The sequence below is a fragment of the Brasilonema bromeliae SPC951 genome, assembly GCF_012912135.1.
GTDB lineage: Bacteria > Cyanobacteriota > Cyanobacteriia > Cyanobacteriales > Nostocaceae > Brasilonema > Brasilonema bromeliae.
Genome location: NZ_QMEB01000013.1, coordinates 1 through 16,680, shown reverse-complemented (window position 1 = coordinate 16,680; position 16,680 = coordinate 1). Strand labels below are relative to the sequence as shown.

At 43.4% G+C, this 16,680-nt stretch carries 11 protein-coding genes and 2 pseudogenes; 5 read left to right on the top strand and 8 right to left on the bottom strand.

Annotated elements, in window-relative coordinates; translation table 11 throughout:
* Positions 1 to 469: 469 nt before the first annotated feature.
* On the bottom strand, positions 470 to 808 hold the full coding sequence (locus tag DP116_RS28445) for a hypothetical protein (protein WP_211173048.1): 339 nt from the start codon (positions 806 to 808) through the stop codon (positions 470 to 472).
* A gap of 125 nt (positions 809 to 933) precedes the next feature.
* Positions 934 to 1,395 carry an SDR family NAD(P)-dependent oxidoreductase gene (locus DP116_RS03125; protein WP_169153779.1) on the bottom strand — a complete coding sequence of 154 codons (462 nt, stop codon included), beginning with the start codon at positions 1,393 to 1,395 and terminating at the stop codon, positions 934 to 936.
* 1,054 nt (positions 1,396 to 2,449) lie between these two features.
* On the opposite strand from DP116_RS03125, the gene DP116_RS03120 reads away from it, so the two are divergent.
* Positions 2,450 to 4,195 carry an alkaline phosphatase family protein gene (locus DP116_RS03120; RefSeq protein WP_169153778.1) on the top strand — a complete coding sequence of 582 codons (1,746 nt, stop codon included), beginning with the start codon at positions 2,450 to 2,452 and terminating at the stop codon, positions 4,193 to 4,195.
* A 316-nt stretch (positions 4,196 to 4,511) separates the two neighbouring features.
* On the opposite strand, the gene DP116_RS03115 is transcribed toward DP116_RS03120, so the two are convergent.
* Positions 4,512 to 5,891 (bottom strand): alkaline phosphatase, encoded by a 1,380-nt coding sequence (locus tag DP116_RS03115; RefSeq protein WP_169153777.1) that lies wholly within the window; start codon positions 5,889 to 5,891, stop codon positions 4,512 to 4,514.
* A gap of 719 nt (positions 5,892 to 6,610) precedes the next feature.
* Positions 6,611 to 6,850, bottom strand: a complete 240-nt coding sequence (locus DP116_RS03110) for a DUF7219 family protein (protein ID WP_169153776.1) — start codon at positions 6,848 to 6,850, stop codon at positions 6,611 to 6,613.
* A 601-nt stretch (positions 6,851 to 7,451) separates the two neighbouring features.
* Between DP116_RS03110 and DP116_RS03105 the strand changes: the two genes are divergently transcribed.
* Both DP116_RS03105 and DP116_RS03095 read left to right on the top strand, forming a co-directional pair.
* A complete protein-coding gene (locus tag DP116_RS03105) occupies positions 7,452 to 8,573 on the top strand; it encodes a hypothetical protein (RefSeq protein ID WP_211173047.1) in 1,122 nt (373 codons plus the stop codon).
* A gap of 570 nt (positions 8,574 to 9,143) precedes the next feature.
* Positions 9,144 to 9,569 (top strand): annotated as a pseudogene (locus tag DP116_RS03095) (transposase family protein); the annotation flags it as partial.
* A gap of 257 nt (positions 9,570 to 9,826) precedes the next feature.
* Here DP116_RS03095 and DP116_RS03090 read toward each other — a convergent pair.
* From DP116_RS03090 to DP116_RS03080, 3 genes are all read right to left on the bottom strand, one after another.
* Entirely contained in the window at positions 9,827 to 10,057 is a 231-nt protein-coding gene (locus DP116_RS03090) for a recombinase family protein (protein WP_169153774.1), read from the bottom strand.
* A 43-nt stretch (positions 10,058 to 10,100) separates the two neighbouring features.
* Positions 10,101 to 11,336, bottom strand: a complete 1,236-nt coding sequence (locus DP116_RS03085) for an LL-diaminopimelate aminotransferase (protein WP_169153773.1) — start codon at positions 11,334 to 11,336, stop codon at positions 10,101 to 10,103.
* Between the two features lie 271 nt (positions 11,337 to 11,607).
* Complete coding sequence (locus tag DP116_RS03080) at positions 11,608 to 12,126, bottom strand: pentapeptide repeat-containing protein (RefSeq protein ID WP_169153772.1); 519 nt, start codon at positions 12,124 to 12,126, stop codon at positions 11,608 to 11,610.
* A 329-nt stretch (positions 12,127 to 12,455) separates the two neighbouring features.
* Here DP116_RS03080 and DP116_RS03075 point away from each other — a divergent pair, with 329 nt between their 5' ends.
* Positions 12,456 to 14,000: a mercuric reductase gene (locus DP116_RS03075; protein WP_169153771.1), complete on the top strand. Its 1,545-nt coding sequence runs from the start codon at positions 12,456 to 12,458 to the stop codon at positions 13,998 to 14,000.
* Between the two features lie 301 nt (positions 14,001 to 14,301).
* On the opposite strand, the gene DP116_RS03070 is transcribed toward DP116_RS03075, so the two are convergent.
* Entirely contained in the window at positions 14,302 to 15,480 is a 1,179-nt protein-coding gene (locus tag DP116_RS03070; RefSeq protein ID WP_339381593.1) for a PAS domain S-box protein, read from the bottom strand.
* Between the two features lie 566 nt (positions 15,481 to 16,046).
* Here DP116_RS03070 and DP116_RS03065 point away from each other — a divergent pair.
* Positions 16,047 to 16,627: pseudogene (locus tag DP116_RS03065) on the top strand (magnesium transporter MgtE N-terminal domain-containing protein); the annotation flags it as partial.
* Positions 16,628 to 16,680: the final 53 nt, after the last annotated feature.

Sequence of the window (16,680 nt, the reverse complement as noted above, 5' to 3'; positions counted from 1 at the left end):
ACCCCAAACTTACCGAAAAATTGGGTTTAAAGCCCCGCCCTTTGAGGGCGGCTTTTCTTAATTGATTTGTTAGAGCAAAGTGCTGTATTGTATTGATGGTTGGAATTCCCACGGTGGTGGCTTGCATTGGCTCCTTGAACCGGAAAGCCTGCTCAAGGCAAAAAGTAGGGTAGCGAAAACCTCATAAAACATAGCTGTGCGCTGCCTAGCGTTAGACAAACCAGAAAAGCAAAAAACTTTAAAACTCGCTTGGTAATCGGGGGCACCGATGAACCTCCCAATGCATGGGAAAACGCCTTTGGAGACCAGAGCCTCTGGTATCAATTGAACTAGGCTAGATGATTGGTACTTTTGTGCGGTCATTCGGTTTAGATATTGCCGAAAGGACAATTGGTAGTAAGCTGGGTCGATGAATTAGGAACCTATCCATCTGTTTCGGGAATCTCCCGACTTCAGGCGGGAGAGGATGTCAATTAAAGGAAAAAAACATGAATGACTCATCATTCGTTATCTTTATTGTCTTTGGAACTATATGGATTTTAATGGCAACCGCAGGCGTGATAGCTATCTTAAAAATGGATGGACAAGAAATTCGGTTTGGCAAAACAGGACTTATGATTGCTATGCCAATTATCATCTCAATCATCATTGCTCTTACATACGCCGCAGTTAAAAGCACATTTTGACCCATACCTTCTAACCATCCCTCGCCGCTACTCAGTGAGAACCGCGCCACATTGCTAGCCTGATCCAACGCCTCGCCGTCGGCTTGGGCGTTGGTGCTAACACGGGCATACCCCACAATCATAAGCCGTTTATATAAACAACCTACGATTGTAGGGAATTTTACACTATGACGATACTCTGTCTGTACAGAAACAAACTTTTCTGAGGTTTCCTTCTATACAATTGTCTGAATACAAATTGAAGTATTTACTGTCCATAGTGGCGTGCTCGCATTCCAAGCACTCGTTGGTATAGGCTTTGCATCAAACCAGGAAATACTTGATAAGCCACCTTGGACAAACGTGCTGAACCAACTAACATATCAGATCGCTGATACTTAACGGCTTTCCAGATTGCCACTGCCACATCCTCCGGTTTTTCTAAGATGGGATTATGGATTGCCTTGTCCACTAAGTTGATCAGCACATCAATAGTGCCAAAGTGAGCGATCGCCTTCTCAACTAAAGCGTCCACCTGTTTGGGATCTGTGACATCAACACAAATAGCTAGGGCATCTCGACCAATTGCCCGGACTTGTGAGGCAGCTGCTTCTAGGCGATCGCTTTGACGTGCTGCTAGCACAACATTATATTCGTGACGCGCAAATTCGAGAGCAGTTGCTTTGCCGATACCCTCAGAGGCAGCTGTAATAATAACGGTGTTGGTCATACAACTTGCTTAATATACTCGAGTTTAGACTAAGGCATGGAAAATGACCCAGCAATGCTGGGTTAAAGAAAATTAAATTAGAAAATATGGAAACGGATAAACTAAGCAGATTTAGTCACCTGCTTACGGTGTATATAAGTATTTTATCTGACTAGATTAACTGTGATTCTACGTTAGCGTGGCTGTCCAGTTTCCCAGCCAGGAGATTTTGCACGGGGTTTTGGAGGTAAGCCACGGCGTGTCAATCTTCGCTAAAACTCCTCCCATAGACTGACCAATCCTTCCAAGGGTCAACTTCTCGATTGACTTTTGCCACGGTAAGGGTAGTGCTTCTCTCATCTTCCGTTGGGAGATGCTTGTTTTAACTCCAGGCATCTCCTTAATTTTTTATACTTATTCTTACGTACCACGACCGCATAGCAATACGCCCTTGGCGTCTGCGCTCTGGGATCGCGTGGTTTAGTCTAAACTCCAGTTAAGAAGTACTAATTTAGAAATCAAACTTCTTGATTTTCAATTTGTCTATTTTTGAACTCAATACCAACTTATGACCCGAAGTTGGTAAAACTGAAAAACTTAACCGCAACACGGTATTTCGCCGAGATACGGATACTGTTGGCGAATGTACTACATATTTGTAAATTCAAGCATTACGTCAGCGTCGCACTGTATAAACCGCATTTCACAAAAGTAGCATTAGGTCAATATAAGTTCAGTAATTTGATGAACAGCTAATTTTCCAAACTACCTGTAGGCAATAATTCCAGGGATTAAAGTTCGTCGACCTTACATTTCTAGGCAATTACACAATTAAGTCTTAACTGGAGATTAATCAAACCTTGTTCCTAGCTTGATGAGCATCCATTAGACTGTGGCTGCAAATAAAAAAGCCTAAAAACATAGTCGCTAGCCAGCAACATCATTTTTTGATGTCACCTGTCTTGTGTCTAATGAGGTGCAAATCCAGAACAATTCCAATCGCAACTGGCTGGAAAGTTAACCCATTGGGTCGGAGTTTTCAAAAACAGGGGCTTAAGGTGTAGGAAGCAATCGCATGAACAATAAGTTACAGCACAGTCAAAATAAATCCACAAAACCAACTCAGAAACACCATTGGAATCGGCGTCGATTCTTTACTGGGGTACTCATCGGAACAACAGTTTTAGCAATGAGCGTGTTTGGTCATTCTTTGACCAGACCGGGAATGACTCATGCTGATTCCACACTGGTTCAGAAAGTAACAACAACACTGCCAGGTCAAGCTCGTTTGATTTTGGTTTTTATTTTAGATGGGCTGCGTCCTGACTTAATCAATCCACAAGATACCCCAAACCTTTATCGGTTGCGTAATGAAGGTGTGGACTACGTCAACGGACACGCTGTCTTTCCTACAGTCACTCGCGTCAATGCTACGGCAATTGGAACTGGTTACTATCCAGGGACAAACGGTATTGTGAGTAACTCTATGTACGTGCCTGAGGTCAACCCGACCCGTGCGTTCAGTACAGGAGAGTATTCAGATATCCTAAAACTTGACGAAGTCAGTGGTGGGCGGGTAGTCTTTGTTAAAACTTTAGGTGAAAGACTTCAGGAAAACGGGATGAAGCTTGCTGCTGTAAGTTCTGGCTCGTCAGGTAGTGCGCTTCTGCTGAATCCCCGAGCAGTCAACGGGATTGGTAGTGTCATTAATGGATACTTCAACCCTGGTAAGGTCGTAGCATTCCCCGGTGATGTTAACGATGCAATTCTCTCTCGCTTTGGGGCTGCTCCACCCAAAGAAGGAGACGTTGACAATCAATACAACGAAGCAGTGGATTGGACTGAGCAGGTTCTGCGAGAGTATGTACTTCCAGAGCAAAAACCTGATGTAGTCCTTAATTGGTTGACAGAACCAGACAATACGCAGCACAATACTGGTGCGGGTTCTCCAGAGTCCACTAACACAATTCGCAATGATGATCGCAACATCGGACTCGTAATAGAACAGCTTAAAGCTCTAGGTTTAGAAGATCGAACTGATATCTTTGTTGTTTCAGATCACGGTTTTAGCCTGGAAACTTTTGGCGTTAACGTCACACAGGAATTGATCCGTGCTGGACTTAAAGCCGGACCCGATTCGGACGATGTCGTCATAGCTAGCAGTGGGCAAGCTGTCCTTTTGCACGTAAAAAACCGCTCACCACAACGAATTAAAGAAATTGTAGAGTTCTTGCACAAACAAGATTGGATTGGTGTCGTTTTCACTGCTGGTAAAAACTCAAGCAGCAATCTCAGTAACCGAAAACCCAAGAGCGTTGATGGCTCAATACCTGGAACCTTTTCACTGGAGTTGATCCACGAGTTCAACCAAGAGCGCGGTCCAGATATCCTCTTTACCTTTCCTTGGACATCAGATAAGAATGCTTTTGGTGTACAAGGGACTGACTTCACCGATACCAGTGGAACAACAGGTCCGCGCACAGGTAACGCCAGCGGTCACGGTAGTATGAGTCCCTGGAATGTTCGCAACACCTTCTTTGCTTGGGGAGTGGATTTCAAGCGCGGCGTTAAAGTTCAAGTTCCTGCTAGTAATGTAGATCTTACCCCCACAATCTTAGCGCTTAAGGGCATCAACACTAGTGAAGCTTTTGACGGTCGGGTGTTACTTGAAGGATTAAAGGGAGGACCAGACTCCGAGCAGGTGCGAGTTAAGACTCGCGTTCTCACAACCAAGACAAACCAAGGTCGCTACAAAGCAGCTATTCAAATATCAGAAGTGGGAAACCAGCGTTATATTGACAAAAGCTGGCGTCTTCCCTAGTCTATACAAAAACTTCTGGTGATAATAACATAATTGTCATTCCTACAGTTTTAGGTTTTATCTTAGACTGTAGTTTTTTTTTGAGATTGCTAGGCGATATCGTTCTCTTAAATACGCAGCAAAGTTTTATCCAGCACGGTTCAGACTTCCTTGGAAAAAGGAAGTCTGAATCGTGCACTCGTCCGAGCATTCCAAATTTGCAAAAAGATAACAGAGCAAATGAATTCGCAGAATTCGTTCGTGAACTAACTCAACTATACTTTTAACCCAAAGAAGGAGAATTGAGTCGTTAAAAAACTACCTTCGTAATAATCAGTTACTCTGCACCGATAGCACGAGCTAAAATGTGAAAGAGATCGGTCTGATCAATTACACCAACAACTTTTGACGCCTGCGGTCCCTGTGCAGCAATACGCACTTGAGTTCCGGTGTGTTCTTGCGACTGATCAGAAAGATTGGTTGCGTAATTCACTGTCATCTGCGCTCCATCAGCAGTGATCAGTGTACTGTATTTTCCTGGGCTATGAGCAGTCTGTGTTGGATTAGGAATGATTTGACTCGTGTGACCGTGGTCAGCAGTCACGACGACTAATGTATCCCGATGAGTCTTAGCATAGTCAAGCGCTACTTTGATCGCTTGATCAAATGCGACGTTCTCGCCAATTTGCTCACACGGGTTCCCAGCATGATCTTGCTTGTCAATCGAAGCACCTTCCACCTGTAGGAAGAATCCTGTTTTCTGTGAAAAACGCCGCTGACCACCCTGCTTTGATTCAAGCAATTCGATTGCTTTGCTCGTCATGTCAGCCAAGCTAGGTTCATTTGATGGTCTGAGACCTTCTCGACAGCGTTGTGGCTCATTACCAGGGTACACAACCGCTGGCTTGCCAGCCCATTCCAGACTCATGTTGCCAGAGTTAAACAAACCTAATAGCTTTGTTCCTGGCTGTGCTGACTGCAATCCGGAAGCATCTGTCACAACTTGATAACCCTGTGCCTGCGCTGATTCAATCACAGTCTTGCCAGCAAACCGACCGCCATCAATGATCTGGTCGTACCTCTGCTTACCTCCGCCAAGCAGTACGTCAACACCGTGGTCAACCGATTGCTCAGCGATTGAACCAGGACCACCCGCTGACTTTTTGTCCTGTGGACAGCTTGTCATATCTTTTGGACCTTGGCAATTGCGATTAGACACATGAGACACGAGTACCGCAGGCGTCGCATCAGTTAACTCAGCTGTACTGACATTACCAGTGACAAAGCCTCTTTCCTGAGCCAGTTCGAGAATTGTCTTCAGGTCAGAGTCGGTGCTAGCCGTTGTCGAAATCCGACCGTTCGAGGTTTTGCTTCCTGTAGCCCAAGCCGTTCCCGAAGCTGCGGAGTCGGTGACATAATCGGGTAACTTGGGGTTGCTCTCCTGAAGAGCATAAGTCGTATACTCTCCAGTCAATGGGAGAGTATCGAGTGCCAGACGACCAGCAGCGCCTACGGAGTAGTTGCGGGCGATTGTAATCTCTGAATCGCCCATACCGTCGCCAATGAAAAGAATGACATTCTTTGCGCGACCATTGTCGATAAACTGTTCGAGTGATAGATAATCAGCTCTGCTAGCGAAAGCGAAGCCAACAGCAGTAACCGTTGCAGCAACAGTCGCAGTCAGAGTGACTGTGCGTCGTTTTTTTAACAAGAACACTTATTTCTCCTCATACATAATATTAAAGTCAGTACAACCCATGCAGATATGGCAAACCGTTTACTGAGGCAGAGTTCTGCGTTTATCGGGGTAGGGTTCTGCATGTGTTGCGATTTCAAAGACCGATTAGAATATTAGTTTATCGCTAGCACAGTATGAGTTATGGATTGGGAAAGATTTAGTTAAAGAACAGTAGACGTCTCCAGAAATGAAAAATTAACCCAGACACCACAAGAGTTTGAGATTAGTTTTCACAGATGTCTAGTAAGAATCTGTTTGTAAAGAAAATCTGAAGAACAAAGCATTTGGTTCAAATGATAGGAATAGTGCATAATATTGTAAGCTTTTGCTTGATACGTTTCATTGCCGCTGTGCATTCCGCTTCATTAAAACCGGAAAAATCTGCCAGCCGAATTACTAGTTTATGGGTAAGAAGTCCACAACTTTGACGGAAAAATCGCCCCGGACTGTCAACTGGTATACAAAATCAAGATTTTTTATAGGGCGATTTTTCCTCAGCTTAGGCAGATTTTTCAATCGTTGTGACCCACCCCCCCCATAGTATGTGCATTCTCCTCCTTGGGTAGGAGTTTGCGCTCCTAAAGAGTTTGTATTCTGAATAATTGAAGCTTAAGTATCATTAAGCGCATCTATGGCACTTTACGGGCAAGCTATCATACAGAATTGGAGAGGTTAATCCCTGAGTTTCAACATCTATATCAATCTGCATCAATCTCTAATTCTAAATAACTACGTTCTAGCCGTTGCCAAAGCTCGTTAATTTGTTTGTATGCATCTTCTGTTGAAAGTTTACCAAGAGTTTGTAAATTGCAAATGTAGCTCACGTGTGTTGCAAATTCTTGTAAGTTGGCGTTGAATACTAAATTCTGTGGAGTGAATTTACCTCTGTATTTATATTTTTGACAGAGAAAATTGTGTATCTCAGGTTGTTTTTCCATAAACCACCTATTTCTGAGTAGAAATATTAAAGTGTTTTTTGACAATTTATTACAACTATACATAGCCTGGTTGGTGATTATCTCCTTCTACCTAATGACTTAAGTTGAAAAGTATTATATTAGAGATAACTATTCAAAAATGAACTGATTGCACTAGCTGTTGATATTCGCTAGTGCTTTTTAATTATTTCACTTTCTCAATCCTTTACTGTGCTTGTAGTGTAGTGCTTTTCCTTATTCCATTTTTTGATGAACATCTCCGGACTACCGAGAAATGCTCCTGCGATATGCGATTAGAATGGAAAATTGTTCGACTCCTTTTCCCACAAGGAATTAATTCTTCTTGCCATTCTAAAATAAACGAACGTACAGTATTTAGTAAATTCAACAGAAAATTATCAAGGTTTTATTGTTGAGACAGGCTTAAGTATGAGCCTCATCTACAATCTCTTATTAAAACACCCTGATAGGACTATCCACTCATAACCTATTCATAATTAATCGTTAATTGACATGCTGTAGTCTAAATCACAGACTGGAATAGCGTGAGCAAAAGCTACTTGTCCAAAATGCACTCACGCTTTGAAAAATAATCGAGGATATGATGAAAAAGCTTGGGTACTCGACGTTTCTACGTGTCGCTACTGCACATTTGCTACCTAAAATGTTTTTCCTGACCGTGACTTTACCGTTCCTCCTCTTTGCAACTGCCAGTCTGGTGGTTGCCAGAGGGAAGGAGAATGCGAACGCACCATACGAGATCGGACTTTGGGGCGATTTACCCTACTCAGAGGCGCAGGAGGTTGGCGTAACAAGACTAATCGACGATATGAATTCGCAGAAACTTTCTTTCACCGTCCATGATGGCGATCTCAAAGCTGGTTCTAACAGCGTTTGCGACAACGCGCTGTACGCCAAAGCTAGAGGCTACTTCAACAGCCTAGAGGCACCAGCAGCCTTCACACCGGGTGACAACGATTGGACAGACTGCGATCGCCCTTCAAATGGTGGATTCAACTCACTCGAACGCCTTGACTACGAGCGTCAGCTATTCTTCAGCACAAATTTTTCTCTGGGGCAGCGTCGCTTAGCCCAGGAAGTGCAGACGGCACCGCTGTGCCTCGGTGTCAACGGTCCGGTGCCGTGTGTCGAGAATCGTCGCTGGACAGTTGGCAAAGTTACTTATGCGACACTCAACATCCAGGGTTCGTGCAATAACCTATGCGACACTGCGCCTGACCCAGAGGAGTACGCGGCGCGAAACGCAGCCAATATTGCATGGCTGAAGGAGACCTTTAGAGTGGCAAAGGAAGGCAACTCGGCGGCGGTCATGTTGATCTCCCAAGCTGATCCAGGGTGGGATCAGAGCGACCCAACCAGAGCACCTTTGCGCGATCCGAAGACGCTCGTACAAACCGATGGGCAGCCTGATGGCTTCAAGGACTTTTTATTAGCGTTGCGCGATGAGGTGATCGCTTTCGGTAAACCAGTTGCCTACGTGCATGGCGATTCGCACTACTACCGCATTGACAAGCCATTTCTAGATGCTCAAGGCAGACGACTTGAGAACTTCACTCGTGTCGAGACATTTGGCGACAATCAGGAGAACGGCACCAACGACGTACAGTGGCTCAAGGTAACTGTCGATTCCCGTAGCCGAGAGGTGTTTTCATATCAGCCACAGATTGTTCCCGGCAATCGAGTAGCGGTTCCGGCGCAGTAAAATCAAAAACCACCGCCTGGGTTGTCGGCCATTGTGATACAACAACAGTTTCTAATTGTATTCTTGGCGCTTACTGCATAAAATACAAAAGTCGCCAAATATTTTTAATTTGAAATTGAGTAAATCATGTTAAAAATACTTGAATAGGTGGCGTTACAAGTAGAAAGCTATACATAAGGTTTCACAATTCAGTATTCATGCAGTAGAATGGCACGCCCTGCTCGCACAAAAGCATGGTTCGTCGATGGAGGCTTACGAGAAAGCTCGTAAGGAGAGCAACAACCAGATCAAGGAATGTTAAGTGTTCGGCGTTGCTGAATTTGGGAATGAATTATGGTTGTAGCACGATGTTCATTTTCCTGTAACCTTGTAGAGACGTTGCATGTGAGTCCAGCGCTGCGGGAGGGTTTCCCTCATGTGTCACTTCTGTGCGGAGAGCAGCGCCTTGCGGTGAATAAGGGCGCGCATGAGGCGTTTTCCCGCCGTAAGCGACTGGTGTTAGCCGTCAGGCGAAGGCAGGCATACCCGGAGGGAGCCAGTCCTTGATGAGGGTTTCCCGACAGAAAGTATTACTCTGGGAAGAAGAAAAATCATACGATGAAAAACCAGCTTATCGTTCTACCAAATGGAGATGATATTGTTGATGTAGTCGCGGGTAAACCTAGACCAAAAAGTGACATAAATTTATTCCGAGAACGCCAAAAAGGATTTGACCCTAGACAAAGTTTCAACGGCGATAAAGGTTATGAAGGAGAATTATCAATCAAGACCCCAAAGAAAAAGCCTAAAAAAGGAGAATTAACCTCAGAACAAAAAGAACGAAATAAAGAACTAGCATCATCACGAATATTTGTTGAACATTTAATTCGTTTAGTTAAGATATTTAGGGTAGCCTCTGAAAGGTTTAGATTAAATCCGCAGAAATACGAACAAGTAATCATGACTATTTGTGGACTTGTAAGATTCCGAATAGGAGCTTTGCTTTTAAAAATATAAAATGGCACGATTGAACCAGGTAAAAATTGACGTATCAAGATACTTATTTTTGCCTTATTATCAACAGTAACTGTCTCAAAGTCTTATTTGTGCGTGGAGACTGGCTGATGTTTGAAATTGGCGTTAAGCGTAGCTCTCCGTAGGAATCGCCTGTTGAAAGCCACTTAGGGAGCGGTATTAGCATTTTTCGGAGATGTCTATTAGATTATTTGTTGTTCTTTTCTACCTCAAGGGTGAACTTTTATGTTTGCAGAGGATTAATGTAGCGCCAACAACTTTTTAAAACAGCTACCTACGCAGTGAACAGGAAACAGTGAACAGGAAACAACTGATAATTGATAACTGATAATACGTTTAACGCTACGTCCCGACTCGACATCAACAAAAATATCTTCTGCACCAGCAGCCTTGAGTCTTGCTATTTGCTGATCCAACGCCTCGCCATTAGCTTGGGCGTTGGTGCTAACACGGGCATACCCTACAATCATGAGCAGTTTATATAAACAACGTAAGATTGTAGGGAATTTTACACTAGGACGTGAATCTGTCTGTAATCCGCTTCATCGCCTCCTCCACATTCTCCCGACTATTGAAAGCGGAAATGCGGAAGTAACCTTCACCCGCTGCACCAAACCCAGAACCAGGTGTACCTACAACATTGCAAGTGTGCAGCAACTTATCGAAGAAATCCCAACTGGACAAACCATTTGGAGTTTGTACCCAAACGTACGGTGCATTCACACCACCATAAACTGCTAATCCTGCGGCTGTGAGTTTCTCGCGAATAATTTTGGCATTCTCCAAATAGAAGCTAATCAGTTCCTGAATTTGAGCTTGTCCTTCCTGGGAGTAAACTGCCTCGGCTCCACGTTGCACGATGTAAGACACGCCATTGAACTTGGTAGACTGGCGGCGGTTCCACAGCTTCCACAGTTCCACATCGGAACCATCGGCTGCTTTTGCTGTCAGGTTTTTCGGGACAACGGTGAACGCGCACCGAGTACCGGTAAAGCCTGCATTTTTGGAGAAAGAACGAAATTCAATCGCACATTCCCTTGCTCCTTCAATTTCGTAGATGGAGTGAGGAAGTTCCGCATCGGTGATGTAGGCTTCGTAAGCGGCGTCGAAGAAAATGATGGAACTATTTGCTCTGGCATAGTCCACCCATGCTTTTAGATGTTCTTTCGTAGCAACGGCTCCTGTAGGGTTATTGGGGAAACACAAGTAAATTAAATCGACTTTTTGAGAAGGAATCTGAGCAGTGAAGTTGTTCTGGGCGGTAATTGGCAGATAAACTAAGCCCTCGAATTCGCCTTTATCGTTTGCTGATCCGGTATTACCCGCCATGACGTTGGTATCCACATACACCGGATAAACAGGGTCAGTCACGGCGATAATGTTGTTGTTACCAAAGATGTCGAGAATGTTGCCCGTGTCGCATTTAGAACCATCGGAAGTGAAGATTTCCGATGCATCAACCTCACATCCCCGCGCTTGAAAGTCTTGGGCAGCTATTTTTTCCAGTAACCAAGTATAGCCTTGTTCTGGACCATAACCTTTGAACGAAGCGCGATCGCCCATTTCTTCAACCGCTTTAATCATCGCTGTTCGGCAAGCTTCCGGCAGTGGTTCTGTAACATCGCCAATACCTAACTTGATAATCTTAGCATCCGGATTGGCTTGTGCGAAGGCATTAACCCGTCGCCCGATTTCGGGGAACAGATAACCTGCTTTGAGCTTGAGGTAGTTGTCGTTAATTGTTGCCATACTTGTTTAGTTTCTTACAAATGTCATAAATAAACAGCTTACTGCCATTTGATATATGCTGGTAAAGCAGGTGGGGTGACATCCATCTGGTAAAAGGCATCAAACGTTATCAAAATTTTGAATCGCTGCAAACCCTTCCGACTCCAACGAATGATTTCCCAGTCGTATGGAAAAGAGTGTTTGCATTCGGGCAACTTGAGCAGCTTTCAGTTCAGCTAACACTAAGCAGTGAAACCTGATAACTGATAACTGATAACTGATAACTGATCATTCAGCGACATCCCAAGCTGTCACGGGTTGAGACACCTGTGACGGGATTGACTCCATCAGCACGTTTGCACATCAACTTTACTTCGTAGGGATCAACAATTGAATTAGAAAAATCTGCTCCTGTAATCACCGCATCAAAAAAGTGACTGCTGCTGAAAATGGCATCAGTCAAAATGGCGTTGGTTAAATTCGCTTCACTAAAGATCACGCGATCGGCAAATGTTTCTGCAAGATTAGCTCCGCTTAAGTCTGCCTTCAGAAACGACCCCTTGGTGAGAATAGTTCCACTGAGATTTGCCCCTCGGAAGTTTGCCGCCTGCATATTTCCGCCTGCAAAGGACGTTCCATGTAAATCTTTATTGGAAAAATCTTGATGTTGTAAGTCAGCAAACGTGTAGTTAACAGTATAATCCTGAGCTAGAACAGCGGTGGGATTCCACAACAACCAGCAGCCTGTGAAGAAAAAAAGGAGCAGGACACTAAAAATAGACTGTAACCGAGCTTTATCTTTTCGCTTCATTAATAGATACCTTACAAAATACATCTTTAATTCAGATATTAGCTTCGATAGAGCTTGATTGAATTTCCGCCTGATCATGTCATATTTTAGTTTGATGTGGTGATTGGAGATAGTGCCTTTAAAAGGTATTCTTAAATTGGAATCAGAGTATTAAAATTGCATCCTCCCTTGTCTAATCGGGAAATTCTTTGTAACTGCTTGTCAATTTTATAACTGAGAAGCAATTGCAAAGGTTGTCATCCTTGTGAAGTTAGCCTGCTCAATTTTTCGCTGGCAAAAGCTACACCCATAAGACTTTTGCATGATCAATTCTTGAAGGAGATACACCAATGTCAGAACTCCAAAGAGTGACAATTCGCCCAGTAGATGAGTATAACCAGACATTGGTTTCTTACGTACATCCACTGGATTGGATCAATCCTCAACCTGCTGATTGTTATGACTTAGTGGTCATTGGTGCAGGTACAGCCGGATTAGTGGCGGCTGGAGGTGCAGCGCTTGTGGGTGGGGGTTTAAAAGTTGCCTTGATTGAAAGGCACCTTATGGGTGGGGATTGTTTGAATTTTGGTTGCGTACCATCCAAGTGCTTGATCCGGTCTTCTCGCGTGGTTGGTGAAATCTGGAATGCCAAAGCATATGGAATTCGTACGTCGAAATATGTTGATGTTGATTTTTCCTCAGTCATGGAACGGATGCGACGAGTCAGATCTGGAATCAGCCATAATGACTCAGCAAAACGCTTCCAAAATATGGGAGTTGATGTCTTCTTAGGGAACGCTGAGTTTTCTAGCAGTGATACTGTAAAAGTTGATGACCAGACTCTCCGATTTAAAAAAGCGGTTATTGCAACGGGAACCAGACCCATAGAACCTTCCATCCCAGGACTTGAAGAGGCGGGTTATCTGACCAATGAAACAGTTTTTTCTCTGATTCAAAAACCACAAAGTTTAGTCGTGATTGGTGGTGGTCCAATTGGCTGCGAGTTAGCACAGGCTTTTCGACGCTTGGGTTGTGAGGTGATACTTTTCCATAAAGGATCTCATATCCTGAATAAAGAGGATATAGACGCCGCCGAGATTGTCCAAAAAGTCTTTGTCCAAGAAGGCATTCGCTTAGTGCTAAATTGTCAGATACAAAATGTGGAAAAGACCCAGGACGGTAAAACAATTTACTTTACCTGCAATGGTAAGCAAGATGTTGTCACAGTAGATGAAATTTTAGTCGGTACGGGACGCGCCCCAAATGTGGAAGGTCTGAATTTAGATGTAGTCGGGGTAGAGTACGACCAACGCCAGGGTGTTAAGGTGAATGATTACCTTCAAACCACAAATCCAAAAATTTATGCCGCAGGTGATATTTGCATGAGGTGGAAGTTCACCCATGCTGCTGATGCTGCAGCCCGGATCGTGATTAGAAATGCCCTGTTTTCTCCTTTTGGTTTGGGACGGCAAAAACTCAGTAGTTTAATCATGCCTTGGGTGACTTATACTGATCCCGAAATTGCCCATGTGGGAATGTATGAACATGAGGCGCAACAGATGGGTGTTGATGTCGCGACGATTAAAATTCCTTTTACTGATGTAGATCGCGCAGTTGCGGATGGAGAAGAGGAAGGATTTGTCAAAATTCACCATCGAAAGGGGTCTGATAAAATTTTGGGCGCTACTATTGTTGCCCGCCATGCAGGTGAAATGATTTCACAGATCACAACCGCAATTGTCGGTAATATTGGCTTAAATAAACTGAGTCAAGTGATTCATCCTTATCCAACTCAGGCTGAAGCAATTAGGAAGGCTGCAGATGCCTATTATCTCTCGACTGCATTCACACCAAATACCAAAAGATTATTAGCGTGGGTGAAAAAGTTTTCTTGACTTTTTCACCTTTGGTTTCAAACTATATAGGCTTCCTATTTGATTTTTGCGAAGCTTCGTACAGTTTATGTTAACCAGTTATCAGTTATCAGTTATCAGTTATCAGTTATCAGCTATCAGTCATCAGTCATCAATTGCTTGATAATTGTTCACCCTTCGGGTATCTCCTTCGGAGACGCTTCGCGAACGCCAGTCGCCTACGGCGGGAAAACGCCTCATGCGCGCTGGACTCACTGTTCACTGTTCACTGTTCCCTGTTCCCTGTTCCCTGTTCCCTGTTCCCTGTTCCCTCTTCTGATTCCTATATATCCTTCAAAATAATGTGGTGTCTGGAGTCAAAACCAATTTTGCGTTCTTGTTGTAACTTACCTATGAGTCGTGTAATTGTTACCCTGGTTGTGCAGCAAGCGCTGGCAAGTTCTTCATGAGTGAGGCGAATACTCAAGCGAGTTCCTTGTGGCACGCTTTGACCCATTTCCTGTTTTAAAAGCAGTAACAATTGGTGAAAGCGATCTTGTACCCGTCGTCTACTTGCAATGAGCAAAAAAGATTCCGTTTGCCGTAACCGTTGATTAATTTTTGGTAACAGGGTGTGACTCAACGTCGGTGAAGCTGCTATTTCTGCATAATCAATTGACACTAATTCCACATCCGATTGAGCCGTTGCTTGGTAAGCCTGTAGCACAGTTAGATTTGAACCAAAAACCATTCCAATTCCTGCCAACCCAACGATGAGTTCCTCTCCCGTTTCACACAGTGTACTAAGCTTGACACTACCTTGACATACATACCAAATTATGCCTGGTTTGAGAGGGATAAAGTCTCCTTTGCTACATTTGTGCCAAAGGCGGTTTTGAGTTAAGTCGGAGTCATTTTTTAACAGTGTTAATTCTTCTCGGTTGCATTCGGTGATGTCACGTACTAGCCAGCGAAGTCCGATTGGCTCATGCGCAGAAGTGCGGATAACTCCCACTGTTATGGCGGCGTCAAATAACTCGCCATTGCGTTTTTGAATATGTACTATTAACTCTTTGACTTTATTGGATGCCCATAGTTGCGTCAGGTAGCTGCGAAAGATTTGACGCTCACCAAACGCTATTAAGTTAACGATTGGTTTGCCCTGCATAGACTGCTGTGAGACGTTCAGTAGTGTCGCCGCAGTATGGTTAACTTCTTGAATTATGCCTAAGGTATCTGTCACTAAATAGGCGTCTGGTGCAAAATTGAATAAATCCAGGTAGCGTTGGCGTTCTCTTTCTAACAAGTTTCGTGTTCGCAAGAGTTCTTCATTCTGCTGATGAAGTTCCTCTGTGGCTACATGTACTATTTCTGAGGCGCTACCAAGTTCGACAAGAGCTTGCGGTAATACATCTGGTATAACAGGAACTGTACTTAGATTTTGGTATAAATCTGTTAAACGCTGATGCATTCCCTGTACGCGTTTGGTAAATTTGTCTATCTCTAATTTGTTTATATTCACGAGAAATTTCTTCTCCACAGTTTTAAAGGTTGAACAAAAAATCTAACGAAGTAAAGTGTAGGAGGGACACAATTTAAGTTAAGAATATATACAGAACGATTTGTTGCAAAAATTGCTCTTTGGCGCTAAGCTACTAAGTGATAAAATCAGATTTTTCTATTAGACAATTGTTACGAAAGTTTACTTTTTCAGTCAGGGTTAAAAATTTTTTTGGCAGTTTCTAATCATCTACAATATTTTGAGCAACAGTCTTAAGGTGTGGCACTTCGTAAATACATTCTTCTTAAATGCGTCAGGCATTTTTGAAAACTTATTAACAATAACAGTAATCCACAGAAGTGAAATTGGGCTTCTATCTCCAGCTAGAAAGCATAACAAAGATGCGCTCTCTTACAAAAATAACAGATTTAACGCTTGATTTGTCCATTTGTTTTGAAAATTTCTGAAAAAAACTTTTTCATGAAATTCCTAATTTTCAATCCCTCTTTTTGGAGATTTATACAAAACCTATTGTCACGTATAAATCAGGTACAATATACTATCTCGCATTACCCTGGTTGTATCTTATGCAAACTCCAAACGGTGTGACATCTACCCTCCAAGACGTAACGCGCACTTCTAATTGCGAGACATAGTTAGAATTCAATTGCAAATGCTGCTGGAAGCGGGGGATTTACAGGGAGCAAAAGCTATTTTGATACCTGTACAAGCACCAGATATCGCGGAGGCGATTGAAGGTTTACCAGAAGCAATGCATGCTTTGGCATTTCGCTTGCTTTCTAAACAAGAAGCAATCGAAGTTTATGAATATCTCGACTACAGCGTCCAAGAACGACTCATTGAGGAATTGAAAAGCCAGGAAGTTCTTGATATTGTTGATAAAATGTCGCCAGATGACCGAGCTCGGTTATTTGACGAATTACCAGCAACAATCGTTAATCGATTGCTAGAACAACTCAGCCCAAACGAACGCCAAGCAACATCTCTATTGTTGGGTTATGAAGCTGGAACTGCTGGACGGATCATGACTCCAGAGTTAATCTCGCTCAAAGAAGATTTTACAGTGGCTCAAACTTTGGAGCGGATTCGCAATTTCGCTAATGCGACCGAGATGATTTATTATCTCTACATTACGAATGCAGCAAGGGAGACTCGTAAAACAGAGTAAAACTCCATAAAACGGTGTAATTTATTGTTGTC

What these genes read in the sequence shown, in the direction of transcription:
- DP116_RS28445 (WP_211173048.1), bottom strand. Translation starts at nt 808, where the DNA reads ATGATTGTGGGGTATGCCCGTGTTAGCACCAACGCCCAAGCCGACGGC.
- DP116_RS03125 (WP_169153779.1), bottom strand. Translation starts at nt 1,395, where the DNA reads ATGACCAACACCGTTATTATTACAGCTGCCTCTGAGGGTATCGGCAAA.
- DP116_RS03120 (WP_169153778.1), top strand. Translation starts at nt 2,450, where the DNA reads ATGAACAATAAGTTACAGCACAGTCAAAATAAATCCACAAAACCAACT.
- DP116_RS03110 (WP_169153776.1), bottom strand. Translation starts at nt 6,850, where the DNA reads ATGGAAAAACAACCTGAGATACACAATTTTCTCTGTCAAAAATATAAA.
- DP116_RS03105 (WP_211173047.1), top strand. Translation starts at nt 7,452, where the DNA reads ATGATGAAAAAGCTTGGGTACTCGACGTTTCTACGTGTCGCTACTGCA.
- DP116_RS03090 (WP_169153774.1), bottom strand. Translation starts at nt 10,057, where the DNA reads ATGATTGTAGGGTATGCCCGTGTTAGCACCAACGCCCAAGCTAATGGC.
- DP116_RS03085 (WP_169153773.1), bottom strand. Translation starts at nt 11,336, where the DNA reads ATGGCAACAATTAACGACAACTACCTCAAGCTCAAAGCAGGTTATCTG.
- DP116_RS03080 (WP_169153772.1), bottom strand. Translation starts at nt 12,126, where the DNA reads ATGAAGCGAAAAGATAAAGCTCGGTTACAGTCTATTTTTAGTGTCCTG.
- DP116_RS03075 (WP_169153771.1), top strand. Translation starts at nt 12,456, where the DNA reads ATGTCAGAACTCCAAAGAGTGACAATTCGCCCAGTAGATGAGTATAAC.